General features: G+C 61.2%; 20 protein-coding genes. 5 read left to right on the forward strand and 15 right to left on the reverse strand.

Annotated elements, in window-relative coordinates; genetic code table 11:
* Nucleotides 1-58: 58 nt before the first annotated feature.
* From HX786_RS27365 to dksA, 14 genes are all read right to left on the reverse strand, one after another.
* A complete protein-coding gene (locus HX786_RS27365; RefSeq protein WP_003212176.1) occupies nucleotides 59-2,998 on the reverse strand; it encodes a DUF748 domain-containing protein in 2,940 nt (979 codons plus the stop codon).
* 108 nt (nucleotides 2,999-3,106) lie between these two features.
* Complete coding sequence (locus HX786_RS27370; protein WP_178912868.1) at nucleotides 3,107-4,123, reverse strand: class I SAM-dependent rRNA methyltransferase; 1,017 nt, start codon at nucleotides 4,121-4,123, stop codon at nucleotides 3,107-3,109.
* Between the two features lie 43 nt (nucleotides 4,124-4,166).
* The gene (locus tag HX786_RS27375; protein WP_008436867.1) at nucleotides 4,167-5,042 is read right to left on the reverse strand and encodes an oxygenase MpaB family protein; all 876 of its coding nucleotides are present in this window, start codon (nucleotides 5,040-5,042) and stop codon (nucleotides 4,167-4,169) included.
* A gap of 6 nt (nucleotides 5,043-5,048) precedes the next feature.
* Nucleotides 5,049-6,986 carry an acetate--CoA ligase gene (gene acs, locus HX786_RS27380; RefSeq protein WP_178912869.1) on the reverse strand — a complete coding sequence of 646 codons (1,938 nt, stop codon included), beginning with the start codon at nucleotides 6,984-6,986 and terminating at the stop codon, nucleotides 5,049-5,051.
* 184 nt (nucleotides 6,987-7,170) lie between these two features.
* Nucleotides 7,171-8,835 (reverse strand): glucose-6-phosphate isomerase, encoded by a 1,665-nt coding sequence (pgi, locus tag HX786_RS27385; RefSeq protein ID WP_003212168.1) that lies wholly within the window; start codon nucleotides 8,833-8,835, stop codon nucleotides 7,171-7,173.
* Between the two features lie 225 nt (nucleotides 8,836-9,060).
* Nucleotides 9,061-9,912, reverse strand: a complete 852-nt coding sequence (panC, locus tag HX786_RS27390; protein WP_003212166.1) for a pantoate--beta-alanine ligase — start codon at nucleotides 9,910-9,912, stop codon at nucleotides 9,061-9,063.
* Nucleotides 9,909-10,709: a 3-methyl-2-oxobutanoate hydroxymethyltransferase gene (gene panB, locus HX786_RS27395; RefSeq protein ID WP_008436874.1), complete on the reverse strand. Its 801-nt coding sequence runs from the start codon at nucleotides 10,707-10,709 to the stop codon at nucleotides 9,909-9,911. The genes panC and panB overlap by 4 nt, the downstream gene beginning before the upstream one ends.
* A gap of 348 nt (nucleotides 10,710-11,057) precedes the next feature.
* The gene (gene folK, locus HX786_RS27400) at nucleotides 11,058-11,546 is read right to left on the reverse strand and encodes a 2-amino-4-hydroxy-6-hydroxymethyldihydropteridine diphosphokinase (RefSeq protein ID WP_003212163.1); all 489 of its coding nucleotides are present in this window, start codon (nucleotides 11,544-11,546) and stop codon (nucleotides 11,058-11,060) included.
* 4 nt (nucleotides 11,547-11,550) lie between these two features.
* Complete coding sequence (locus HX786_RS27405) at nucleotides 11,551-12,957, reverse strand: polynucleotide adenylyltransferase PcnB (RefSeq protein WP_003212161.1); 1,407 nt, start codon at nucleotides 12,955-12,957, stop codon at nucleotides 11,551-11,553.
* A gap of 711 nt (nucleotides 12,958-13,668) precedes the next feature.
* Nucleotides 13,669-15,108, reverse strand: coding sequence for a sigma-54 dependent transcriptional regulator (locus HX786_RS27410; RefSeq protein WP_003212159.1), 1,440 nt, complete (start codon nucleotides 15,106-15,108; stop codon nucleotides 13,669-13,671).
* A gap of 22 nt (nucleotides 15,109-15,130) precedes the next feature.
* Nucleotides 15,131-18,085, reverse strand: coding sequence for a sensor histidine kinase (locus HX786_RS27415; protein WP_023659379.1), 2,955 nt, complete (start codon nucleotides 18,083-18,085; stop codon nucleotides 15,131-15,133).
* Entirely contained in the window at nucleotides 18,069-18,245 is a 177-nt protein-coding gene (locus tag HX786_RS27420) for a hypothetical protein (RefSeq protein WP_003176118.1), read from the reverse strand. Before HX786_RS27420 ends, HX786_RS27415 begins: the two co-directional genes overlap by 17 nt.
* A gap of 62 nt (nucleotides 18,246-18,307) precedes the next feature.
* A complete protein-coding gene (gene gluQRS / locus HX786_RS27425; RefSeq protein WP_003212155.1) occupies nucleotides 18,308-19,195 on the reverse strand; it encodes a tRNA glutamyl-Q(34) synthetase GluQRS in 888 nt (295 codons plus the stop codon).
* An 84-nt stretch (nucleotides 19,196-19,279) separates the two neighbouring features.
* On the reverse strand, nucleotides 19,280-19,714 hold the full coding sequence (dksA, locus tag HX786_RS27430) for an RNA polymerase-binding protein DksA (protein ID WP_003212154.1): 435 nt from the start codon (nucleotides 19,712-19,714) through the stop codon (nucleotides 19,280-19,282).
* Nucleotides 19,715-20,035: 321 nt separating this feature from the next.
* Here dksA and HX786_RS27435 point away from each other — a divergent pair, with 321 nt between their 5' ends.
* Entirely contained in the window at nucleotides 20,036-21,208 is a 1,173-nt protein-coding gene (locus HX786_RS27435) for a pyridoxal phosphate-dependent aminotransferase (RefSeq protein ID WP_178912870.1), read from the forward strand.
* Nucleotides 21,208-21,921: a DNA/RNA nuclease SfsA gene (gene sfsA, locus HX786_RS27440; protein WP_003212151.1), complete on the forward strand. Its 714-nt coding sequence runs from the start codon at nucleotides 21,208-21,210 to the stop codon at nucleotides 21,919-21,921. The genes HX786_RS27435 and sfsA overlap by 1 nt, the downstream gene beginning before the upstream one ends.
* Here the strand turns inward: sfsA and HX786_RS27445 are convergent.
* The gene (locus tag HX786_RS27445; protein WP_003212149.1) at nucleotides 21,918-22,235 is read right to left on the reverse strand and encodes a Rieske (2Fe-2S) protein; all 318 of its coding nucleotides are present in this window, start codon (nucleotides 22,233-22,235) and stop codon (nucleotides 21,918-21,920) included. The two genes, sfsA and HX786_RS27445, sit on opposite strands and share 4 nt — an antisense overlap.
* 207 nt (nucleotides 22,236-22,442) lie before the next feature.
* Between HX786_RS27445 and HX786_RS27450 the strand changes: the two genes are divergently transcribed.
* The 3 genes from HX786_RS27450 to HX786_RS27460 are packed head-to-tail and all read left to right on the forward strand — an operon-like array spanning nucleotide 22,443 to nucleotide 25,122.
* On the forward strand, nucleotides 22,443-23,321 hold the full coding sequence (locus HX786_RS27450; protein WP_102368088.1) for a hemin ABC transporter substrate-binding protein: 879 nt from the start codon (nucleotides 22,443-22,445) through the stop codon (nucleotides 23,319-23,321).
* Nucleotides 23,318-24,355, forward strand: a complete 1,038-nt coding sequence (locus HX786_RS27455) for an iron ABC transporter permease (protein ID WP_003212144.1) — start codon at nucleotides 23,318-23,320, stop codon at nucleotides 24,353-24,355. The genes HX786_RS27450 and HX786_RS27455 overlap by 4 nt, the downstream gene beginning before the upstream one ends.
* Nucleotides 24,355-25,122: a heme ABC transporter ATP-binding protein gene (locus HX786_RS27460; RefSeq protein ID WP_134325723.1), complete on the forward strand. Its 768-nt coding sequence runs from the start codon at nucleotides 24,355-24,357 to the stop codon at nucleotides 25,120-25,122. Before HX786_RS27455 ends, HX786_RS27460 begins: the two co-directional genes overlap by 1 nt.
* The last annotated feature ends 241 nt before the right edge of the window (nucleotides 25,123-25,363 follow it).

A 25,363-nucleotide genomic window follows, 5' to 3' on the forward strand; every position in this document is an offset into this window, starting at 1 on the left:
GCTACGCAGCCCAACGGGGGACAAGCCCCCTCGCCACAGGTACTCAGCGGGTGCCGGTTTATTCGGCATCCAGATGCATCGGTGTTACCACCCGACCATCTTTCTCCGCTTCCCCAAGGTTTGCATCGATAAAGTAAACCCGCTCATCTTCCAGCTGCGCCTTGTCTACCAGGTAGTCCTTGATCGCGCTGGCGCGGTCCTGGCCCAGTTGGCGCAGCAACACGTCACTGCCACTCCAGAACTTGATCACACCGTCCCGCAGCTTGGCGGTGCGCTCGTCATTGCTCAGGTCTTTCCATTCGGCCGGAGGCTGTTGCTTCAGGCGGGTGCGGTAGATGCCTTCCAGCAGCGGCGCCTTTTCCTTTTCCGGTACTTCAAGCAGCGACGCCTGGGCCGGTACCTTGTCGCCACGGCGCTGGAGGATCTTGTAGTAGTTGTACTGGTATTCGCGTTCCAGCCGTTGTGCGGCCAAAAGCGGGCCGTCACTGCTGGCAGCGGCGGTGCCTTCGATCTCCAGGCGCAGCGCTGGGCGCTCCTTGAGGGCTTTGGCCAGGCTGTCGAGGGCCGACTGGGAATCCTTGCTCAGCTCGCTGGAGCCTGCGGCAAACGACACGTTGCCAAGGTCTTGGGCACCACCACCGCTGATCAGGCCGCCAATGAACTTGAATGGCGCCGTGGCCGCACGTACTACCAGGTTGCGCAGGGTCTGCCAGACAATCGGCATGACGCTGAACTGCGGGTTGTTCAAGTCGCCGGTCACCGGCAGTTCGATCGAGATCTTGCCGTCGGAGTCCTTGAGCAGGGCTATCGCCAGGCGAATCGGCAGGTCCACGGCGTCGGCGCTGTCGACCTTCTCACCCAGTTGCAGTTGCTCGACCACCACCTTGTTTTCGGCCTTCAACTGGCCCTTGGTGATGACGTAATGCAGGTCAAGGTTGAGCCGACCCTTGCGGATGCGGAACCCGGCAAACTTGCCCGAGTATGGCGTCAGGGTGGTCAGTTCGACGCGTTTGAAGCTGGTGGCGATATCCAGTGCGGCCATCGGGTCAAACGGATTCACGCTGCCCTTGATGGTGACCGGTGCATAACGGTCAACCTTGCCCTTGACGTCGACGCTCGCCGGTTTGGCCTGGCGACTGTCAATGGTGCCGATCTGGCCGTTGAGCTGCTGGATGGCCGTGGCGAAGTTCGGGGTCAGGCTGAAGTCGGCGAAGTTGGCCGAGCCGTCGTTGATCGCAATTTGACCAATATGAATGCCCAGGGGCTTCTCTTTGCTGGCCGCAGGTTTCGCCGCGGACTTGCCGGGGCTGTTGGCCGGCTGCGGGATCAGCAGGTCATCGATGTTGGTGGTGCGGTCATCGTTGATCATGAAGCGCGCATAGGGCTGCAACAGGTTGACCTTGTCGATCGACAGGCTGTCGCCATGTTGATAATTCACGCCTTCCAGCACCAGGCGCTGCCACTTGAGGAAGTCCCGGGTCTTCATGGTGTCCAGGGTGTGCAACTGGTCGACCTGGGCCCGGCCGGTCACCTGGAATGCCAGGGGGGCGGTGCTTTTCAGGTTCACGTCGAGGTTGCTGCCGAGCATGCCGCTACGCAGTTCCAGGCGGATAAACGGGCTGATATACGACTGGGCGACGCGCAGGTCGATGTCTTTGGTGTCCACTTTCAGCTTGGCGCTGACCGGGCTCAGGTTGACCTGGCCGGTCGCCTCGAGCTTGCCTTGTTTGCCTACGCCGGTATCGAGCTTGAGGGTAAAAGGGCTCTGGTTAAGGCTGTCGAAACCCTGCAGGTCAAGGTTCAGCGGCCCGACTTCCAGGGCGACTGCCGGTTTGGCCGAGCGGTCAGCCAGATGCACTTGATAGTCGCGCAGTTGCACGTCCTTGAGCAGCACTTGCCAAGGCTTGCTCGGCGCTGCCGGTGCAGGTTTTGGCGAGTCGGCGGTAGCGGGTGCGGTGGCTGGCTCGGCTGCGGGTGCAGTTGCAGGTTTGCTCGGTTGGCTGGCAAACAGCTTCTGCCAGTCCAGCTGGCCGTCGGCTTCAAGGGCGGCCCAGGTTTCGAGTTTATTACTGCGGATCTTGCCGACGATGACTTGCTGTTTGGCCAGGTCCACGGTGGTTTCGCTGACGTCCAGCTTCTGCAGGCGCGCGAGCGGCCGGCCATCCGGTGCCTTGATCGCAAACGGCGCGACACTCAGGGCGACGTTGGTCAGGTTCAGCTCGGTTTCCTTGGCCAGGCTCAGCTTGTAGTCGGTGCTGAAGTTGAGGATGCCGTCTTCCAGAACCAGCGGCACCGCGTCACGTACATACGGCCACCAGACTTTCATCTTGCCGTCGGTAACCTTGAGTTTGCCCTCGGAGGCGATCGGGATCAGGCTGAAGTTGCCGGTCCAGTCGATCTGGCCGCCTTCAGGGCCGGCTGCCACCAGGGTCATGTCGGCGTTGTCATCGGGCAGCGTGCTGAGGTTTTTCAGCTCGAAATCGAGTTTGTCGTAGAGAAACTCGATCGGCTCGCTCGGGCGCAAATCCTGGAAGTGCACATAGCCGCCTGCCAGCTTGATGTTATCGATGCGCAGCGGGAATGGCTTGGCGTTTGGATCGGTTGGTGTCGGTTCGCTGGCCGGGAGTTTGAACAGCTGCGCCAGGTTGAGCTGGCCGGATTTGTCGAACAGCAGCTCGGTCTTGGGCTTGTCGAGTTGTACGTCGGCCAGGTGCAGGGCGCGGGTCCACAGGCTGTCGATCTGCAGGTTGGCATAGAGGCGTTCAAAGGCCACTTGCTCCTTGCCCGGCTCACCGATATTCAGGCCCCACACGGTCAGTTCGAGGCTGAACGGGTTGAGCTCGATACGCTCGACACGCGCCGGCACCGTGGCGTAGTTGGCCAACTGTTGGTTGGCCACGCGAAGGGCAATGCCGGGGAGAATCAGGAAGCCCAGCAAGCTGTACAGGGCAAGGGCGGTCAGCAAGGCGCCAGCGGCGCGAATCAATCCTTTGGGCATATGTGACGCCATCTATGTCAATCAAGAGTGCCTTGGAGTATGGCACGGGTTTACGGTTCCGAAGAGCCGGGCCTTTATTACTGCGCCCTGACCCTTTTGGGACAAGTCCTACAGTTGCAGGATCAGGGTCTTCAGCGGTGGTTGCTGGTCGTGGGACGGGAAGTCTGCGCCGGGTGTCATGACCTGCCAGTCGCGCACCGGGCGCCCGGCCTTTTCCGCACAGCGCAGGACCTGGTCACGCCAGTCGTCCATACCGACTTTCGCCAGGTTGTTGCAGCAGATCAGCACGCCGTTGTCGGCCGTGGCCAGCAGCGCCGGCTTGAGCAGGCTCTGGTAGTCGCGCAGCAGGTCGACGGTACCGAAGGCACTCTTGGCCCAGGCGGGTGGGTCGAGCAGTACCAGATCGTATTGACGCTGCTCCAGGCGCGGGTAACTCGGCAGCTTCTGCCCCCGACGCTGGCTGATGGGCAGGCCGGTCAGCTGGCGGATTGCCGGGAAGTAGTCGGACTGGATGAATTCCATCGTCGGCAATTGCGGGTTGAGTTGACCGTTTTCGCGACCGACCGCCAGGTTGCCCTCGGCAAAGTCCAGGTTGCACACCTCACGAGCGCCACCGGCAGCAGCACTCAGGCCTACGCCGCAGGTGTAGGCAAACAGGTTCAGCACGCTTTTGCCGGCGCTGTGTGCCTTGACCCAGCCACGGGTGTTGCGCAGGTCCAGGAACAACAGCGGGTCTTGCCCGGCATGGCGGCCGCGCACGCGGTAATTGAGGCCCCATTCGTGGCCGACCAGATCTTCCAGGGCTGCGGGCTCGGCGCGGTACACCGTGTCTTCACGGTCGATGCGCGAGTTGCCCCGGGAGCGGTCGTTGTAGACCAGCAGCAGTTCAAGCCCCAGGTGCTGGTTGATTGCTTGATGCAGGTGCAACAGGTCGTCGCTTTCCAGCGACTGGTGAAAACTCTGCACCAGCAGTTGCGGGCCGTAGCGGTCGATCGTCAGGCCGCCGGCGCCTTCCTGGCTGCCGTGGAACAGGCGATAGCAATCGGTACCTTGTGCATGCAGCTCGGCGAGCAGGTCCTGGCGATGATCGAGGGCGGCGCGCAGCGCCTGATTCAAGGAAGACATAGTGCGCGCCTTGCAGAGTAATTGGGGCGCGGGAGTTTAACAGTTATGGCTCCAGCAGGCCCATTCGCCTGTGGGCCCGCTGCACCGAACCATTGCGCATGGCCCAGCGCAACAACGGCGCGCTGCGCCTGACCCCGGCACGAATCATTTGGCGCTGGATCGGGCTTTGCTTCTGCCCGAGCATGTCGCTGGCCCAGTCCGGCAGCAGGTCGATACCGGCCTGCATCATCAGCGAGCCAAACGGCTTGGCCAGGGTGCTCGGAGACGGCGCATTGAGCAGCAGGCGCAGGACTTCGTGGCTGCGCTGGTCACACAGCAGTTGCGGACGAATACGCTCAAGGTAATCGGAAATTTCCTGGCGCGAACGCGGCACATGGCGCGCGCCCAATTGCTCGGCCACCAGGGCGATTTCGCTGTAGTACCGGTCTTGATCCCTCGGAGATAAATCCGGGTTGCGATAACGCAGGTGGGCCGCGAGAAAGTTGCTGACCTCCGCCACATGCACCCAGGTCAGCAACTCGGGATCACTGGCGGCATACGGTCGGCCGTCCGGTGCATGGCCGACCACTTGCAGGTGAATGGTGCGCACTTTCTCGATCAGCCATTCGGCGTCACGCCGCGAACCAAACGTGGTGCCGGAAATGAACTGCGAGGTGCGTCGTAACCGCCCCAGCATGTCCTGCCGAAAGTTCGAGTGGTCCCACACGCCGGCCAACGCCAGCGGGTGCAATGCCTGCAACATCAACGCGCTGATGCCGCCGATCAACATGCTGCTGAAGTCGCCATGGACCTTCCAGCTCACCGAGTTCGGCCCAAAGAGACCCGGATCGCCCTTGGGGTTCTCCAGGTCGAGTTGGCCTAGCGACAAGCCGGTCAGGCTCATCAGCTGGTTTTCGATGCGGCTGCGAATGAATTCCATGGGTTCCTAGCGGTTGAGGCGCTTGTCGATCAGGCCGTCCACCACGCTCGGGTCGGCCAGTGTGGATGTGTCTCCCAGGCTGTCCAGCTCGTTGCAGGCAATCTTGCGCAGGATCCGCCGCATGATCTTGCCTGAGCGGGTTTTCGGCAAGGCCGGCGCCCATTGAATCAGCTCGGGCTTGGCGAAGCTGCCGATTTCCTTGCTGACCAGGTCCAGCAGGTGCTTTTTCAGCGCGTCGTCGGGCTCGACGCCATTCATGGGCGTGACGAAGGCATAGATGCCCTGGCCTTTTACGTCGTGTGGATAACCGACCACCGCGGCTTCTGCGACCTGATCATGCAGCACCAGGGCGCTTTCGACTTCGGCGGTGCCGATGCGGTGCCCGGAAACGTTGATCACGTCGTCGATGCGGCCGGTGATCCAGTAGTCACCGTCCTCGTCGCGCCGCGCGCCGTCGCCGGTAAAGTAGTAGCCGGGGTAGGGTTTGAAATAGGTGTCGATCATCCGCTGAGGGTCGCCGTACACGCTGCGGATCTGCCCCGGCCAGCTGGATTTGATCGCCAGCACGCCGCTGCCGGCGCCACTGATTTCCTTGCCTTGCTCATCGAGCAGCACCGGCACCACGCCAAACATCGGCTGGGTGGCGCAGCCAGGCTTGATCCGCTGGGCGCTGACCAGCGGGCTGAGCATGATGCCGCCGGTTTCGGTCTGCCACCAGGTGTCGACAATCGGGCAGCGTTGTTCGCCCACGGCATTGAAGTACCAGTCCCAGGCTTCCGGGTTGATTGGCTCGCCGACACTGCCCAGCAGGCGCAGGCTGGCGCGGGAAGTGTTTTCCAGTGGGCCGTGGCCTTCCCGCATCAGCGCGCGTAACGCGGTCGGCGCTGTGTAGAAGATGTTGACCTTGTGTTTGTCGATCACCTGCCAGAACCGCGAGCTGTCCGGGTAGCTCGGCACGCCTTCGAACATCAGCGAGGTCGCACCATTGGCCAGTGGCCCGTACACGATATAGCTGTGGCCGGTGACCCAGCCGACATCGGCGGTGCACCAGAACACTTCGCCTTCGCGGTAATCGAGCACGTACTTGAAGGTCATCGCAGCCTGCAGCAGGTAACCGCCGGTGGTGTGCAACACACCTTTGGGTTTGCCGGTGCTGCCGGAGGTGTAGAGGATAAACAGCGGGTCTTCCGCATCCATCGGCTCGGGCGGGCAGTCGTCGCTGGCTGCATCCAGGGCCTGTTGATACTTGAGGTCGCGCCCTTCAGTCCAATTGACTGCCGCGCCAGTGCGCTGCACCACCAGTACCGTGCTGACACCCGGGCAACTGGCCAGAGCCTTGTCGACATTCTGTTTCAGCGCCACCGGCTTGCCGCCGCGCACGCCTTCATCGGCGGTGATCACCGTGCGGCAATCGGCGTCGAGAATGCGGTCGCGCAGGGCGTCCGGCGAGAATCCGCCAAACACCACCGAATGCACCGCACCAATCCGCGTACAGGCCAGCATCGCGTAGGCCGCCTCGGGAATCATCGGCATGTAGATACACACGCGGTCGCCTTTCTTTACGCCACGGCTTTTCAGCACGTTGGCCAGGCGGCTGACGTTTTGGTGGAGTTGGCGGTAGGTGATTTTGGAAGACTTTGCAGGATCATCGCCTTCCCAGATGAAGGCCGGCTGGTCGGCACGTTGCGCCAGGTGACGGTCGATGCAGTTGTAACTGACGTTCAGTTGGCCACCGGCAAACCATTGGGCGGCGCCGGTCTTGATGTCGGATTTCTGAACGGTCTGCCAAGGCGTGGACCAGTCGAGAAAACGCTTGGCCTGTTCGGCCCAGAAGGTATCGGGTTGTTCGACGGATTGGCGGTAGAGGCGCTGGTATTCCTCTTGACTGAGTTGCGCAGCCCGGCGGACGGCATCGGCGGTGGGGAACGTGCTGATATCGAACATGAGGGATCCTTATTCTTGTTTTTTGCGACAAGAGGGGAGCTTTGCGACCCTCGTAGGAGCTGGCTTGCCAGCGATTGCATCACCTCGGTAGTGAGTTTCACCGAGGTGTTTGCATCGCTGGCAAGCCAGCTCCTACAAGGGTCCGCTCCCGCAGGTTCAGACCCTCATTGTAGTGCTGATACCATCAACCGCGGTGACGGCCGCGGAAGTAGTTGATCAACCCCTGGGTGGACGCATCGTCCGCAGGCTGTTCTTCGGTGCCGGTCAGGCGGTTGTAGACGCCTTTGCCCAGCTCCTTGCCCAGTTCCACGCCCCACTGGTCGAACGCGTTGATGCCCCAGATGACGCTCTGCACGAACACTTTATGCTCATACATCGCCACCAGTGCACCAAGACGGCGAGGGCTGATGCGTTCAACCACAATGGTGTTGCTCGGACGGTTGCCCGGGATCACCTTGTGCGGTGCCAGCTTCTGCACTTCGGCTTCGTCCATGCCCTTGTCGCGCAGCTCGGCTTCAGCCTCGGCTCGGGTCTTGCCGAGCATCAGGGCCTGGCTCTGGGACAGGCAGTTGGCGTACAGCCACTGATGGTGGTCGGAAACCGGGTTGAAGCTGACGATCGGCACGATGAAGTCGGCCGGGATCAGTTGGGTGCCCTGGTGCAGCAGCTGGTGGTAAGCATGCTGGCCGTTGCAGCCTACGCCGCCCCAGATAACCGGGCCGGTGTCGGTGGAAACCGGCGTACCGTCCTGGCGCACGCTCTTGCCGTTGGATTCCATGTCCAGCTGTTGCAGGTGCTTGGTGATGTTACGCAGGTAGTGATCGTACGGCAGGATTGCGTGGCTCTGCGCGCCCCAGAAGTTGCCGTACCACACGCCCAGCAGGCCGAGCAGCACCGGCATGTTCGCCTCGAATGGAGCGGTCTGGAAATGCTGGTCCATGGTGTAGGCGCCGGACAGCAGTTCCTTGAAGTTGGACATGCCGATGGCCAGCGCGATGGGCAGGCCGATGGCCGACCACAGCGAGTAACGACCGCCCACCCAGTCCCACATCGGGAAAATGTTCTCTTCGCGGATACCGAAGGCCACGGCCGCCGCGTTGTTGCTCGATACGGCGATGAAGTGGCGATACAGCTCGGCTTCCGAGCCACCCTGGGCCAGGTACCAGGCGCGGGCGGCCTGGGCGTTTTTCAGGGTTTCGAGGGTGTTGAAGGATTTTGACGAGACGATGAACAGCGTGGTCTCGGCGCGCAGCTTCATGGTCAGCTCGTGGAACTCGCTGCCGTCGATGTTCGCCAGGTAATGGCAGCGCACGCCTTTGTGGGCGTAGGACAACAGCGCTTCAGACACCAGCTCCGGGCCGAGGAACGAGCCACCGATACCGATGTTCACCACGTCGGTGATCGGCTTCTCGGTGTAGCCACGCCACAGGCCGTCGTGGATGCGGCCGACCAGGTCAGTGATCTGGTTCAGCACCTTGTGCACGTCCGGCATGATGTTCACGCCGTTGACGGACAGCTTGTCACCCACCGGGCGACGCAATGCGGTGTGCAGCGCCGGACGGCCTTCGGAGGAGTTGACCGGCTCGCCGTTGAACAGCGACTTGATCGCGCCCTGAAGGTCGACTTCCTTGGCCAGGCCTACCAGCAGGTCGCGGGTTTCGCTGGTGATCAGGTTTTTCGAGTAATCGAGGAAAAGTCCGCAGCTGCTCAAGGTGAACTGGGTAAAGCGCTGGGGATCGGCATTAAAGGCTTCGCGCATGCTGAAATCCTGCATGGCTTGGCGATGTTGATTGAGCGCTTGCCAGGCGGGCAGAGCGGTAACGTCATGAGGAGTGCGGTAGTACGCCATCGCTGCGGGTTTCCTTTTTATTGCTGGGACTGCTTTTAGGACACTTGAAAGCCGGGAATGTCCTGTCTTTGTGAAGATGACAGGCTCCGGTCAACGCCAACGAAGAGCGTAGGGCGAATACATTAAACCTAGCGTGTCGATCTGTCTTGGCTTTGTCTGCGCTGTGGCCGGTACTTTTTTATACCGGCCGATCAGGCAGTGCAACAGGCGGGGTGTGCGGCGGGGTCAGTTCAGGTGCAGATGCAGGTTGTCGATCAGCCGGGTGGCGCCCAGGTAGGCGGCGACCAGGATCACCAGGTCCTTGTCTTCGGCGGTGGCCGGACGCAGGTGCAGGCCCTGGCGAACCTCCAGGTAGTCCATGCGAAAACCTGCCGCTTCGATCTGCTGGACCTGTGCGGCGCGCAGTTTGGCGAAGTCGCGGTCGCCCGCTTCAATGGCGGCGGCGATCTGGCTGAGGCTGCGGTACAGCACCGGTGCGATCGCGCGCTGCTCGTCGGTGAGGTAACCATTGCGCGACGACAGCGCGAGGCCGTCGTCGGCGCGCACGGTCGGCTCGCCGATAATCTGGATCGGCATGTTCAGGTCATGGACCATGGCGCGAATCACCGCCAGTTGCTGGTAGTCCTTCTGGCCAAAGATCGCCAGGTCCGGCTGGACCATGTTGAACAGCTTGCTGACCACCGTGGCCACGCCTTCAAAATGCCCGGGCCGGCTGGCGCCGCATAGGCCTTCGGACAGTTGCGGCACGCTGACGCGAGTCTGGCCGGCCATGCCGTCGGGGTACATCTCCTCGACGGTCGGGGCGAACAGCAGGTTGCAACCGGCTTGCAAGAGCTTCTCCTGGTCGGCCGCCAGGGTGCGCGGGTATTTGTCCAGGTCTTCGCCGGCGCCAAATTGCAGCGGGTTGACGAAAATGCTCGCCACCACGAAGTCGGCTTGTTGCGCAGCCTTGGTGACCAGCGTGGCATGGCCGCTGTGCAGGTTGCCCATGGTGGGCACGAAGCCGATGCGTTTGCCCGCGCTGCGGGCATGGGTGACGGCGGCGCGCAGTTCGCGCACGGTCTTGACGGTGTTCATGCGGAGAATCCGTGTTCGGCGCCCGGGAAGGTGACGGCTTTGACTTCGCTGACGTAGGCGGCGAGGGCTGATTGGATACTGTCCTGGCCCGCCATGAAGTTCTTCACGAACTTGGGCACGCGGCCGGTAAGGGACAGGCCCAGCATGTCATGCAGTACCAATACCTGGCCGTCTGTGGCAGAACCGGCGCCGATACCGATCACCGGTACTTTAACGGCCTGGGTGATTTCCGCTGCCAGCTCGCTTGGCACGCATTCGAGCAGAATCATGCACGCCCCGGCCTGTTCAAGGGCGATGGCATCGGCCCGCATCTGGCGCGCCTGGGCTTCGCCGCGGCCTTGTACCTTGTAGCCGCCGAGGATATTCACCGACTGTGGCGTCAGGCCCATGTGCGCGCAAACCGGTACGCCGCGTTCAGCCAGCAAACGAATCGACTCGGCGAGCCAGGCGGCACCTTCAACCTTGATCATGTGTGCACCGGCACGCATCAGTTGAGCACTGTTGGTCAGGGTCTGTTCGATGGTGGCATCGGCCATGAAGGGCAGGTCGGCAATGATGAAGGCGCCTTCGTTGCCGCGCTTGACGCAGGCCGTGTGGTAAGCGATTTCATCATTGGTAACGGGCAGGGTGCTGTCATTCCCTTGTAGAACCATGCCCAGGGAGTCCCCCACCAGCAACACTTCAACTCCTGCCTGGCTGCTGGCCTGGGCAAAAGTGGCGTCGTAGCAGGTCAGCATGGTGATCTTTTCACCTTTGAGCTTGAGGCTCTGCAAGGTGCTCAGGGTAACGTTTGGCATGAAAAGGGTCCTCATTCAGGCGCTTGGAAACAGCGAGTAACGCGCGTGAGTCTTCGTTTATACAGGCGCACTTTCTTAAGGATCAGTGCTTATAAGGCCTGGATTGCGCCCTTTAGCGCCGGGTAGGCGGCAGCGGGACGCCTATAGTCGTGAGGAGGACTCTGGAAGTCAATTGGATGTGTTACCGCATTGTTACGGCGGTGGTGTTACCGCTGTTACTGATGCGATTCAGCAGTAAATGATGCGTAGTAAATGCAGGAGCGAGCTTGCTCGCGAAGGTCGTCAATGATGACGCGGGAAGCCTGGCGCCCAGCGGTGTTCTCAGGTTTTTCGCGAGCAAGCTCGCTCCTACAGGTTTGAAGGCAGGCGTTCCAGGCCGACAAACGGGCAGGCATCCAGCAGGTCGCCGAGCAGGCGGCCATCAGCCAGTTGCAGGCTGGCCGGGGCCAGTTCTGCCAGCGGGTAAAGCACGAACGCCCGCAGGTGCATTTGATAGTGCGGCACCTTCAGGCGTGGCTCGTCGATCAGCCGGTCGCCAAACACCAGGATATCCAGGTCCAGGGTGCGCGGGCCCCAACGCTCAAGACGCTCGCGGCCCTGGTCATTCTCGATGGCTTGCAGCGCATCGAGCAGTTCCAGTGGTGCAAGCGCGCTGTCCAGGGCCGCGACCGCATTGGTATAGCGCGGCTGGCCCGGGAGCAGGGAATCACTTTGATAGAAGGCGGAGACGCCCGCCAGCGTGGTGTCCGGCAATTGCGCGAGGGCCTCGATGGCGTCGCGCAATTGTTGTTCAGGGGCAGCCAGGTTGCTGCCCATGCCGACGTAGATACGTTCCACGTGCTTACTCGCCCGACGCGCTCGATGAATCGCCAGCGCTGCGTTTGCGCTTGCTGCCACTGCTGCGGCGACGTTTTTTCGGGCCATCGCCGGTGGCTTCGCCTTTGCTGCTGAGCTCTTTGATCATCTCGCGGCGCTGGCTGTCGTTGGCGTCCTGGTAGTCGGTCCACCATTCGCCCAGGCCGTCGGTCTGTTCGCCGGCGCTTTCGCGCAGCAGCAGGAAGTCATAGCCGGCACGGAAGCGCGGGTTGTCCAGCAGCAGATCGGCGCGTTTGCCGCTGCGGCGTGGCAGGCGCTCCTGCATGTCCCAGATCTCGCGGATCGGCATGGTGAAGCGTTTCGGGATAGCGATGCGCTGGCATTGCTCGGCGATCAGCTCGTGAGCGGCTTCCTGCATGGCCGGAATTGCCGGCATGCCACGGTCTTGCAAGCGCATGACGCGTTTTGGAAGCGCTGGCCACAACAGGGCGGCAAACAGGAACGCCGGGGTTACCGGTTTGTTCTGCTTGATGCGCAGGTCGGTGTTGATCAAGGCTTCGCTGATCAGCGTGTGGGTGTAGGTCGGGTTGTACTCCAGTGCTTCGGCGCTGGCCGGGAACAGTGGGTCGAACAACTGCAGGTCAACCAGCATTTCGAAGGTGTCGGCAGCATAGCCGGAGAGGAACAGCTTGAGCACCTCTTCGAACAGCCGGGCCGAGGGAATTTCCCGCAGCATCGGTGCCAGGTCACGAATCGGCGCGGCCGTGTGCTTCTCGATGCCGAAGTTCAGCTTGGCGGCGAAACGCACGGCCCGCAGCATGCGCACCGGGTCTTCCTGGTAGCGTTGCGTCGGGTCGCCGATCAGGCGCAGCAGGTTGTTGCGGATGTCGTGTACGCCATTGGCGTAATCGAGAATGCGCTCGCTGACCGGGTCGTAATACAGGGCATTGATGGTGAAGTCGCGGCGTTGCGCGTCTTCTTCCAGGGTGCCGTAGACGTTGTCCCGCAGGATGCGCCCGCTTTCGTTGCGGGAAGACTGGTTAGTGTCTTCTTCTTCATCGTTTTGCGGATGGTTGGCGCGGAAGGTCGCGACCTCGATGATCTCGCGACCAAAGTGGATGTGCACCAACTTGAAGCGCCGGCCGATGATCCGCGCATTGCGGAATTCGGCACGCACTTGTTCCGGCGTGGCGCTGGTGGCGACGTCGAAATCCTTGGGAGTGATATTGAGCAACATGTCGCGCACGCAACCGCCAACCAGGTAGGCCTGGTAGCCGGCGTTCTGCAAACGTTCGACGATGTTCACCGCATAACGGCTGAACTGGGCGCGTTGCAGCGAATGCTGGCTGCTATTGAGCACTTCAGGCGTGCTGCGTTTGTGTTGCGTACGACGCAAGGGAGAACGGAATGACTGGAACAACTTCTTCAGCATGGGATGCACTGTTTGAAGGAATGTTCGGCCATAACGAAGAATGACCGCATGATGGGCCGGGATTCTAGCATTTAGTCAGGGGATGGTGTAGGAACTAGCTGCAAGGCTTGAGCCAGAAGCTTAAAAGAAGGGTGGCAAGTGCCAAATCGCAGAAACTACAAGGGGAGCCGAAGCTCCCCCAGAAGTAGTTGCGTGCTCTATTTTTATTATTGGTTTCGGGCTTCTTGTTTTTGTTGATCGCCCTCGCCATGAAGCTTCACCTTCATGACACTCCCAATCGGGAGCCAAGAGCAAACGGATTGCTTTGGTCGCTGTGTTGCTGATCTACGATCCAACCAGTTCAGGCTCTGCCTTAGGGCAGTTTTTGTTGTTCTCGGCCTGGTTGCGGGGCAAGCCCCAAATGCAACGCCTCTCCAAAAGAATCAGTTAGCTGCGCCTCCGCCGTGTTGTTTTTGTTATGCGTGAGTCGATTCGTCTTATTTTTATTGTCTTGTACATTTGCTTGTTATTGTTTTTGTACTAAGCATATAGCAGGGTGCGTGCCAACTTTTGCGAGGCCCAGCAAAATAAGGGGTTCGGGGCGTTTTCGGGTTTTTTGTAGGCGAAAAAAAGCCGGGGCTTCGTTACCGTAAGCCCCGGCTTTTGTTACGTGAAAAATCAGCGGTAACAGTTTTTTCACATCTGCGGGTGTTACCTGTGGGGGCGACCCACTCAGCTTTCGCTGGCAACCCCGGTCTTGCGCCGCGGGATACCCAGGCGCTGGCGCCGTTCCCACAGGCATTTACGGCTGACGCCCAGTTTGCGCGCCAGTTCGGTCTCGGTCATGTGGTCCTGGTGCTCCAGCACGAAATGCTGGAAGTAATCTTCCAGTGACAAATCTTCCGTCGGCTCGTGGCTGTTGTTACTGCCGCCACCTTGCTGCGGTGGCAAACCGATGAAGTCATCATCATCCAGGTCGCTGAGCTCGATATCGATCCCCAGCAGCTCGGCGGAAATTTCCGGGCTCTCCGACAGAATCACCGCACGCTCTACCGCGTTTTCCAGCTCCCGCACGTTACCCGGCCAGGAGTAGTGACGAATCGCCTGCTCGGCATCGGCAGCAAACTTCAGGTCGGTACGGTTGATTCGCGCACTCTGGCGCGCCAGGAAGGCCGTGGCGATTTCGTTGACGTCGGCGCCGCGCTCACGCAAGGCCGGCAGTTTGAGAGCGATCACGTGCAGGCGGTAATAAAGGTCTTCACGGAACTGGCCAATCTTGGCCAGGCTCTTCAGGTCACGGTGAGTGGCCGCAATCAGTCGCACGTCGACCTTCTGCGACTGTACCGAACCGACGCGGCGTATTTCGCCTTCCTGGAGTACCCGCAGCAAGCGTGCCTGGGCTTCCAGCGGCAGCTCGCCAATCTCGTCGAGGAACAGCGTGCCGCCGTCGGCGGCTTCAACCAAACCCGCACGGCCAGCACTGGCGCCGGTAAAGGCGCCTTTTTCATGGCCGAACAATTCGGATTCGATCAGGGATTCGGGGATCGCCGCGCAGTTCACCGAGATCATCGGTGCCTTGGCGCGTTTGGACAGGTTGTGCAGGGCGCGGGCCACCAGCTCTTTACCGGTGCCGGACTCGCCCTGGATCAGTACATTGGAGTCGGTTGGCGCCACTTTGCGGATCTTGCTGTACAGGTCCTGCATGGGTGGGCAGGAGCCGATGATGCCGATTTCGCCGTTACTGTTGTCAATACCGGGTTTTTCAGAACCATTGGCGGCCTTGCCCGCTGCCGGGCGTTCAGCCGGTGCGCTGCTGGCCGATTGACGGTCACGCAGGATTCGCGCTACGGCCTGGAGCATTTCGTCGTGGTCGAAGGGCTTGGCGATGTAGTCCACCGCGCCCATCTTCATGGAGTCCACGGCCGAGCGCAGGCTGGCGTAGCTGGTCATGATCAGCACCGGAGTGCCTTGGCCGAGCTTGATCAGCTCGGTGCCGGGGGCGCCTGGCAAACGCAGGTCACTGACGATCAGGTCGAACGTGGGAATGCTGAAACGCTCTTGGGCTTCCTGCACCGAGCCGGCTTCGCTGACCTGGTACTGATTACGTTCAAGCAGGCGACGCAAGGCAGAGCGGATAATGGTTTCGTCTTCGACGATCAAAATGTGCGGCATTGATTCAACTCTCTCGACGGTCTCAGTTCACAGCGGACGTCGCTTCGACATGACGCGGCAAGGTCACCCGAATACGGGTGCCGCGTTGGCTTTCGGTGTCAGCCGGGCTGTCGATGGTGATTTGTCCATAATGCTCTTCAACGATGGAATAGACCAGTGCAAGGCCCAGACCGGTACCTTCACCCGGATCCTTGGTGGTGAAGAAGGGTTCGAACAATCGATCCATGATGTTCTGTGGAATGCCGCTGCCTTCGTCCTCGACGATCAGATCGACCGTGTGCTCGAAAGCCTCGCTCTTGACCCGTACTGCGCTGCCGGCCGGCGATGCGTCGCGGGCGTTGGACAGCAGGTTGATCAGCACTTGGGCCAGGCGTTGTGAATCACCGTCGACCCAGTGTTCCGGGTCGCACAGGTTGAAGAACTGTACTTCGAAATTGCGCCGGTTCAAGGCCAGCAGCCCAATGGCATCCTGGGCCACTTCAGCCAGGCACACCGCTTCGTCGTGATTCTGATGGGCGCCCGCGTGGGCAAAGCTCATCAGCGACTGCACGATGCGCGAGACACGCTTGGTCTGCTCGAGAATCTGCCCGCTGATTTCGATGATTTCGCCGTCTTCTTCGCGCTCTTCCCGCAGGTTTTGCGCGAGGCAGGCGATACCGGTGATCGGATTGCCGATTTCATGGGCCACACCCGCGGCCAGGCGCCCGATGCTGGCCAGGCGCTCGGAGTGCACCAGCTTGTCTTCGAGCATCTGGGTTTCGGTCAGGTCTTCCACCAGCAGCACCAGGCCGCTGTTGCCGGGCGCCAGTGGCTCGTCGATGGCGGCCTTGTGCAGGTTGAGCCAGCGGGTCTGGCCATCCAGCGCCAGGTGCTGTTTGTGCAAGTGTTCGTCGGGCAGGTTGATGAAGCCCTGGAGCAATTCTTTCCACGGGTCGCCAATGGTGTTCAGGCGCGAGCCCACCACACGTTGGGCGGCGATGCCGGTGAGCTCTTCCATGGCCTTGTTCCACATCAGGATCTCTTGATCCTTGGCCAGGGAGCAGACGCCCATCGGCAGTTCCTGCAACGTCTGGCGGTGATAGCGGCGCAGGGCGTCGAGTTCGGCGGCAAGGCCGGTGAGGCGGGAGTGGTAATCCTCCAGCCGGCTCTCGATGAAGTGGATGTCTTCGGTCACGTAGTTTTCGCCGCCGGCCTTGTAGGGCAGGAAGGTCTCGACCATGTCCTGGGACACGCTCGGGCCCATCAGGCCGGAAAGGTTGGCTTCGATACGGTCCCGCAGGCGGCGCAGGGCATAAGGCCGGCGCTCGTCGAACGGCAAGTAGAGATCGCGCAGGGCCTGCTCGACCTCCTTTTGTGCGGCCTTGGCGCCCAGCGGCTTGGCCAGTTGCGTGGCGAATTCCTGGGGTGAGGCGGCGTGCAGTTCGCGGCGTTGCGGGCGACGGACGTTGTCCACTGCGCAGGCTTCGGCGGCGCTGGTTTCTTCGGGGCTGGCGTTGGTGAACAGCGAAATCAGGGTGAACATCAGCACGTTGGCCGCCAGCGAGGCAATTGCCGCCATGTGCCAACTGGTGTCATCCAGCACGTAGATCATGTTCAGCAGCGGGATGTAGAAGCCCTGCAGGTTGCCCACCAGCGGCAGCAGCATGGTCACGGTCCATACCAGGATCCCGGCGAGCAAACCGGCGATAAAGCCTCGGCGGTTGGCGGTCGGCCAGTACAGCACCGACAGCACGCCCGGCAGGAACTGCAAGGTGGCGACGAAGGCGACAATCCCCAGGTTGGCCAGGTCCTGTTCTGCACCCAGCAACAGGTAGAAGCCATAGCCGGCCATGATGATCGCGACGATCAGGGCCCGGCGGGTCCATTTCAGCCAGCGGTAGATATTGCCTTCGGCCGGCGGCTGGTAGAGCGGCAGCACCAGGTGATTCAGCGCCATCCCCGACAGCGCCAGGGTACTGACGATGATCAGCCCGCTGGAGGCCGATAATCCGCCGACATAGGCCAGCAATGCGAGGGATTTGCTGTTGGCTGCAATACCCACGCCCAGCGTGAAGTATTCGGGATTGGTGGTGGCGCCAAGTTTCAGGCCGGCCCACAGGATCAGCGGCACCGCCAGGCTCATCAACAGCAGGAACAGCGGCAAGCCCCAGCTGGCGCTGACCAGCGAGCGCGGGTTGAGGTTTTCGGTGAAGGTCATGTGGTACATGTGCGGCATCACAATCGCCGAGGCGAAGAACACCAAAAGCAGCGTGCGCCATGGGCCTTCCTGCAACGGCGTGTGCAGTGCGGCCAGGGCGGTCTGGTTTTGCAGCAGCCACAGTTCCAGCTGTTGCGGGCCGTCGAATACGCCATACAACGCGTACAGACCGACGCCGCCGATGGCGATCAGCTTGATCACCGATTCAAACGCGATCGCAAACACCAGTCCTTCATGTTTTTCACGGGTGGCGATATGCCGTGAGCCGAAGAAAATCGTGAACAGAGTGATCAGTGCGCAGAAGCTCAATGCCACGCGGTGTTGCACCGGTTCGCGGGTGAGGATGCTGATGGAGTCGGCCACGGCCTGGATCTGCAATGCCAGCAACGGCAGCACGCCGATCAGCATGAAAATCGTGGTCAGTGCACCGGCCCAGGTACTGCGAAAACGGAACGCAAACAGGTCGGCCAGGGACGACAACTGATAGGTGCGGGTGATTTTCAGGATCGGATACAACAGCACCGGCGCCAGCAAAAACGCGCCGGACACCCCGAGATAACTCGAAAGAAAGCCGTAACCGTACTGATAGGCCAGGCCCACGGTGCCATAAAACGCCCAGGCACTCGCGTACACGCCCAAGGACAAGGTGTAGGTCAACGGATGGCGAATGATCGCCCGCGGAATCATCCCACGTTCACTGATCCAGGCTACCCCGAACAACGCGGCCAGGTAGGCGGCGCTGATCAGCAGCATCTCGGTCAGGCTAAAGCTCATCGGCATCTTTTTGGCTCTGCAGGATGAAAGTCACGACGATCAGAATCAGCCAAAGCAGATAGGGCCGGTACCAGGCGCCTGTGGCGTCGATCCACCAATCCATGATGGCGGGAGAAAACAGGTAGATCCCGACGACCAGCAGCAGGACCAATCGATAGATGTACATGTTGGCCTCTGATTGAAAAACTGCGGCGATGGTAACGGATGGCTCGCAAGCTGCAAGCGCCTTCAGCGCAATTGCGCTTCGGCCAGCGTGAGTGTGCGCGGGATCTGTGTGGCATCCCAGTGTTGAATGCCCCAATCCAGCAGTTCCCGTGGGCTGGCGTGGTGCAGTTCGTCGCCCGCCGGCTGGCCCAGGGCGCGCAGTGCTCTTAACAGCAAAGGCGTGGCCTGGTCAGTGGTCAAGGGCGGTGAGCGGTAGGATTTGCCCAGCTTGTTACCGTCCGGCTGGATGATCAACGGCACATGCAGGTAACGCGGTTGGCGCAGGCCCAGCAATTCTTGCAGATACAGTTGGCGCGGCGTGGAGTCGAGCAGGTCGGCGCCACGCACAATGTCGGTCACACCTTGCCAGGCATCATCGAGGACTACCGCCAGTTGGTAGGCATACAGGCCGTCGCGACGGCGGATGATGAAGTCGCCTACGTCGCGACCCAGATGCTGTCGGAATTCGCCTTGTACGCGGTCGGTAAAGTGGTACTCCAGCTCCGGTACTCGCAGGCGGATGGCGGCATCTTGCTGGTCATGCCCGGCATTGCGGCACAGTCCCGGATAAATCCCGTTATAGGGCTCCAGTTGCTTGCGCGAGCAGGTGCAGGCGTAGGCCAGGCCATGATTGAACAGGCGGTTGAGCACTTCAGCGTAGGCATCGTGCCGCTCGCTTTGTCGGACCAACTCCCCGTCCCATTCAAAACCATAGCGTTCCAGGGCATTCAGGATGGCGGCCTGGGCGCCGGGTTCTTCCCGTGGCGGGTCGAGGTCTTCCATGCGCATCAGCCAGCGGCCTTGATTGGCACGGGCGTCGAGGTAGGAGGCGAGGGCGGCGACCAGGGAACCGAAGTGCAGGTGTCCGCTGGGCGTGGGGGCGAAACGCCCGATATAGGAGGAGGCTGTCATGGGCCGGATATTACTGGAAAACCAGCAAACGCCAGAAACAAAAATGGGGCGTTCGCACGCCCCATTTGTTCAGCCCGGCAATGATTACTTGCCGACCTGTTTTTCCTTGATTTCAGCCAAGGTCTTGCAGTCCACGCACAGGTCGGCGGTAGGACGCGCTTCCAGGCGGCGAATACCGATCTCGACGCCGCAGGACTCGCACCAGCCGTACTCTTCGTCTTCGATGAGTTGCAAGGTCTTGTCGATCTTCTTGATCAGCTTGCGCTCGCGATCACGGGCGCGCAGTTCAAGGGCGAACTCTTCTTCCTGGCTGGCTCGGTCTGCCGGGTCCGGGAAGTTGGCCGCTTCGTCCTTCATATGGTCAACGGTACGGTCAACCTCTTGCATCAAGTCCTGTTTCCACTGCTTCAGGATCTTGGAGAAGTGTTCGCGCATGGGCTTGCCCATGTATTCCTCACCCTTCGCCTCGACGTAGGGTTGGAAGCCGCTGATGCTCTGTTGCTTTGCTTGGGTGGGCATGAATGGACCGCCTCTCACTCTTCTAATCCATTGCGCAGGATTGCAACATCACCGACACCTGCCGGCCCTGCGGCTGCAAGCGGGCGAACTTACCAGATAGATTCGGGGTGCGCCACTCCCGGTTGTCGAGGCACCGTCTACTGAGGCTTGCAAACCGCCGCAGGCCCCAGCAGGGCGGGCTTGTACGGTCTCGAATGTTGATTTTAGCTGTTTTGCAGGTAGTTGCTTGCCGTGCTTGCTACATGTCTTGGGGCAATAGAGCAGGTTTTGCGCGGCGGGTTGGGTAGAATCGGGGTTTGTCCTCAGAGTTAAGGAAGGCTAATGGCTCAGCCCTACAGTGCGCGCAGCCGCGCTATCGAACCTTTCCATGTCATGGCGTTGCTGGCGCGGGCCAATGAATTGCAGGCCGCCGGTCACGACGTGATTCACCTGGAAATCGGCGAGCCGGACTTCACCACCGCCGAGCCCATCATCAAGGCCGGGCAGGCGGCGCTGGCCAATGGCAAGACCCGCTATACCGCGGCCCGCGGGCTGCCGGAGTTGCGGCAAGCCATCAGCGGTTTCTACCAGCAGCGCTACGGGTTGAGCATCGATCCCGAGCGAATTCTGATTACTCCCGGCGGCTCGGGAGCCTTGTTGCTGGCGAGCAGCCTGCTGGTGGATCCTGGCAAGCACTGGCTGCTGGCAGACCCAGGCTACCCCTGCAACCGCCACTTCCTGCGGCTGGTGGAGGGCGCGGCCCAACTGGTCCCGGTCGGCCCCGAGGTGCGTTATCAACTGACCGCCGACCTGGTGGCGCGCCATTGGGATCAGGACAGCGTGGGCGCGTTGGTCGCGTCGCCTGCCAACCCTACCGGCACCATCCTGACGCGGGACGAGTTGGCGGGGTTGTCGAGCGCCATCAAGGCGCGCAATGGGCATTTGGTGGTGGATGAGATCTACCACGGCCTGACCTACGGCACCGATGCCGCCAGCGTGCTGGAAGTTGACGATGAAGCCTTCGTTCTAAATAGTTTTTCGAAGTATTTCGGAATGACCGGCTGGCGCCTGGGCTGGCTGGTGGCGCCGCCTGCTGCGGTGGGTGAGCTGGAGAAGCTGGCGCAGAATCTCTACATCAGCGCGCCGAGCATGGCCCAGCATGCGGCCCTGGCCTGCTTCACCCCGCAAACATTGAACATTCTTGAAGACCGCCGGGCCGAGTTTGGCCTGCGTCGCGATTTCCTGCTGCCAGCGCTGCGCGAGTTGGGTTTCGGTATTGCCGTGGAGCCGGAAGGCGCGTTCTACCTGTATGCCGATATCAGCGCATTCGGCGGCGATGCCTTCGCGTTTTGCCGGCACTTCCTCGAAACCGAGCACGTTGCGTTCACGCCGGGCCTGGATTTCGGCCGTTATCAAGCCGGTCACCATGTGCGTTTTGCCTACACGCAAAACCTTGATCGCCTACAGCAAGCCGTTGAACGGATTGCCCGCGGCCTGCGGAGTTGGCAAGGCTGATGCGCTTTAATCCTCCCCTTGAAGAAGGCCGGCTGATCCGCCGCTACAAGCGTTTTCTCGCCGATATCGAAACCGTTACCGGCGAGTTGTTGACCATTCACTGCCCGAACACCGGCTCGATGTTCAACTGCATGGTGGAAGGTGGCCAGGTCTGGTTCAGCCGCTCCAATGACCCCAAGCGCAAGCTGCCGGGCACCTGGGAAATCAGCGAAACCCCACAAGGGCGCCTGGCGTGTGTGAACACGGCGCGGGCCAATCAGTTGGTTGAAGAAGCGCTGCGCGCGGGGGTTATCACCGAGCTCAATGGCTTTACTGCCTTGAAACGCGAAGTCGCCTACGGCCAGGAAAACAGCCGGATCGATTTCCGCCTGGATTACCCGGCGGGCGCGGCATATGTCGAAGTCAAAAGCGTCACCCTCGGGTTTGACGGGACCTCGACGGCGGCGTTTCCCGATGCCGTGACCCAGCGCGGTGCCAAGCATCTGCGTGAGCTGGCGCATCTGGCGCGTGAGGGTGTACGGGCAGTGCAGTTGTACTGCGTCAACCTCTCGGGGATCGATGCGGTGCGTCCTGCCGAAGAAATTGATGCCGGTTACGCGGCAGCGTTGCGTGAGGCCAAGGCGGCGGGCGTCGAGGTGCTGGCCTATGGCGTACGAGTGACGTCAGAGGAAATCTGCGTCGATCGCCGGCTGGAAGTATTGCTCGGCGACTAGAGTTGTACCCACAGGCCTTGTTCGTCCTCGCGGCCGGGCAGGGCTGTCAGGCTCTGGCCGGCGCAAGGGCCGGCGACGCACTCACCGCTTTCGATCAGGAACAGCGCGCCATGGGTGGCGCACTGGATCAGGCTGGCGCTGGGGTCGAGAAACTGGTGCGGCTGCCATTCCAGCGGCACCCCGCGATGTGGGCAGCGGTTGATATAGAAGTAGGCAATGCCTTCGCGGCGCACGGCAAACAGCTTGCGGCCGTCGATATCGAAACCGAGGCTGGCGTTGGGTGCGAGTTCGCTGGAGGCGCAGAGAAACTTCATATCGATCCTTAAGTGCCGCCGTTTGCGGGCTGCAAGGCTATCCTGGTTTTTGCCGCAGAGCCCGGTGCTTGACGTGCAAATGCAAACAATTATCAAATGCCGGCTTCGCCCGTAAGCTGACTGGGCGCTCTGTACGATGTCGGGCAGCCTTGATCTGTCACATTGCGAGTGTTTCAGCGGGCTCACCCCTTGGAAGGAAACCCTTTTATGCGCCTGAGTGCCAGTGCTATCGCGCTCGTTGTCGGACTGCTGGTCAACGCTGGGGCCCAGGCCTCTGAACTGCCACAACGCTGGGTCAGCGCCGGTGGTGCGTTGTCGGAATGGGTGACGGCCCTGGGCGGTGAGTCAAAGCTGGTGGGCGTGGATACCACCAGCCAGCATCCGGAATCCCTGAAGGCGTTGCCGAGCATTGGTTACCAGCGTCAGTTGTCGGCGGAAGGCATTCTGAGCCTGCGCCCGCAAATCCTGGTGGGCACCGAGGAAATGGGGCCGCCACCGGTGTTGGCGCAAATCCGCAATGCCGGTGTGAAAGTGGAGCTGTTTTCAGCCGAGCCGGATCTGCCGACGCTGCAGGGCAACCTTCAGCATTTGGGCAAGCTGCTGGGTAACGAAGCGAAGGCTGCAGAACTGTTCAGTGACTATCAGCAACAACTTGACCAACAAAAGAACTGGGTGGCCAAGGCCCAGGCCACTCAAAAGGCGCCTGGAGTGCTGTTGCTGCTGGGACATGCCGGCGGCAAACCGCTGATTGCGGGCAAAGACACGGCGGCTGACTGGATGTTGCAGCAGGCCGGCGGCCATAACCTGGCGACCCACGATGGTTACAAGCCGTTTTCCGTAGAGTCGCTGGCGGGGCTCAATCCTGAGGTGCTGGTGTTTGCCGATCGCGCTTTGACCGGGGATGCGGCCCGCGCCGCGTTGTTCAAGGAAAACCCGATCCTGGCTTCGACGCCAGCGGCCAAGAATGGACGCGTCTATGAACTGGACCCGACGCTGCTGGTGGGTGGGCTTGGGCCACGCTTGCCGCAAAGCCTGGTGAGGCTGTCTGCCGGGTTCTATCCGTCTCAGGCTAATACCGCCCCATGACCACTCTGGTTAAACCGCGAACCCTTTTTATCGGCTTGAGTCTGCTGTGTGTATTGGCGATCTGGTTGTCATTGGCCCTTGGACCGGTGAGTTTGCCGTTAATGGACACACTGCGGGCAGCCTTACGCTTGATGGGTGTGCCAATCGAGGCCCAAGGCCTGGAGCAGGCGGAGTTGATCCTCGGGCAGATTCGCCTGCCGCGTACGTTGCTGGGATTGGCCGTCGGTGGGGTTCTGGCGCTTTCCGGCGTTGCAATGCAGGGGCTGTTTCGCAACCCCTTGGCTGATCCCGGGTTGGTCGGGGTTTCCAGCGGTGCAGCGTTGGGCGCGGCGATTGCGATTGTCGGTGGTTCGTTTTTTGGCGGTTTGCCGGATGCACTCGGGCCTTATCTGCTGTCGTTGTGTGCCTTCCTCGGCGGTTTGGGGGTAACAGCGCTGGTCTATCGCCTGGGGCGGCGCAACGGCCAAACCAACGTCGCGACCATGTTGCTGGCGGGTATCGCCCTGACGGCGCTCGCCAGTTCGGCGGTGGGCCTGTTCACCTACCTGGCAGATGACGCTACCTTGCGCACCCTGACGTTCTGGAACCTGGGCAGCCTGAATGGCGCCAGCTACTCGCGCTTATGGCCGCTGCTGCTGGTCAGCGCCGGCGTAGCACTGTGGCTGCCGCGCCGGGCCAAGGCGCTGAATGCACTCCTGCTGGGTGAGTCGGAAGCCAGTCACTTGGGCATTGATGTTGAAGGCCTCAAGCGCGAACTGGTGTTCTGCACCGCGCTGGGCGTGGGCGCGGCCGTGGCGGCTGCGGGGATGATCGGCTTTGTCGGGCTGGTGGTGCCGCATCTGGTACGCCTGCTGGCGGGGCCGGATCATCGGGTGCTGCTGCCAGCCTCGGTGCTGGCGGGGGCGAGTTTGCTGTTGTTTGCCGATCTGGTGGCGCGCCTGGCCTTGGCGCCGGCGGAATTACCGATCGGCATTGTTACCGCGTTTATCGGTGCGCCGTTTTTCCTCTACCTGTTGTTACGAGGGCGCGCCTGATGCTGCGAGTAGAAGACCTGCAGATCTGCCGTGGGCGCAAAACTGTGCTGGCGGACATCACCCTGGACCTGTTGCCAGGAGAAGTGCTCGGCGTATTGGGCCCCAACGGTGCGGGAAAAAGTACATTGCTCGGTGCGTTATGCGGCGAGTTGCAGCCCGACCAAGGCCGTGTGTGGCTGGATCAGCGTGAGTTGAAAGACTGGGGCGGAGCGCAGCGTGCCCAGCGGCTGGCGGTGTTGCCGCAGACCTCGACCCTGGACTTTGCCTTTCGCGTCGAAGAGGTGGTGGGCATGGGGCGCTTGCCTCATCAGACGGGCCGGGTGCGTGACGATGAAATCATCAATGCTGCCTTGCAGGCTGCCGACGTTAGCCATTTGAGCGGGCGCAGCTATCTGGCGTTGTCGGGCGGCGAGCGGCAGCGTGTGCACCTCGCACGGGTGCTGGCGCAGCTATGGCCGGGTGAAGCGGGGCAGACCTTGTTGCTGGATGAGCCGACGTCAATGCTTGACCCGCTGCACCAGCACACCACCTTGCAGGCGATCCGGCGCTTTGCCGACCGTGGCGCGGCGGTGCTGGTGATCCTTCACGACCTGAACCTGGCGGCGCGCTACTGTGATCGCATCCTGTTGCTGGAGGATGGCCGGCCCCATGCGTTGGACACACCGGCACAGGTGTTGCGGCCTGAGCCGCTGAAGGCGGTATTCGGGCTGGATGTGTTGGTGCAGCCGCATCCGGAGCGCGGCCATCCGTTGATCATTGCCCGCTGAAAATCGCCGCAGTTTTTTATGGGCAAAAAAAGACCCGGCAAGAGCCGGGTCAAATAACCGTGATTAGCCTGATGAGGAGATAATCTGAGAGTCCGAACCAATGGTCTTTCAGTTATCGGCTGATCTCGCGACCAGTTGTGATAATCATAACGATTCTCATTTGAGAGTCAACATTTGTTTTTGCGGTCTCTTCGAATTTCCTCAAACTTCTGTTTGGAATCCCCGTAAACGCGGGTGCAAG

Source organism: Pseudomonas sp. 21615526 (assembly GCF_013386245.1).
Lineage (GTDB): Bacteria > Pseudomonadota > Gammaproteobacteria > Pseudomonadales > Pseudomonadaceae > Aquipseudomonas.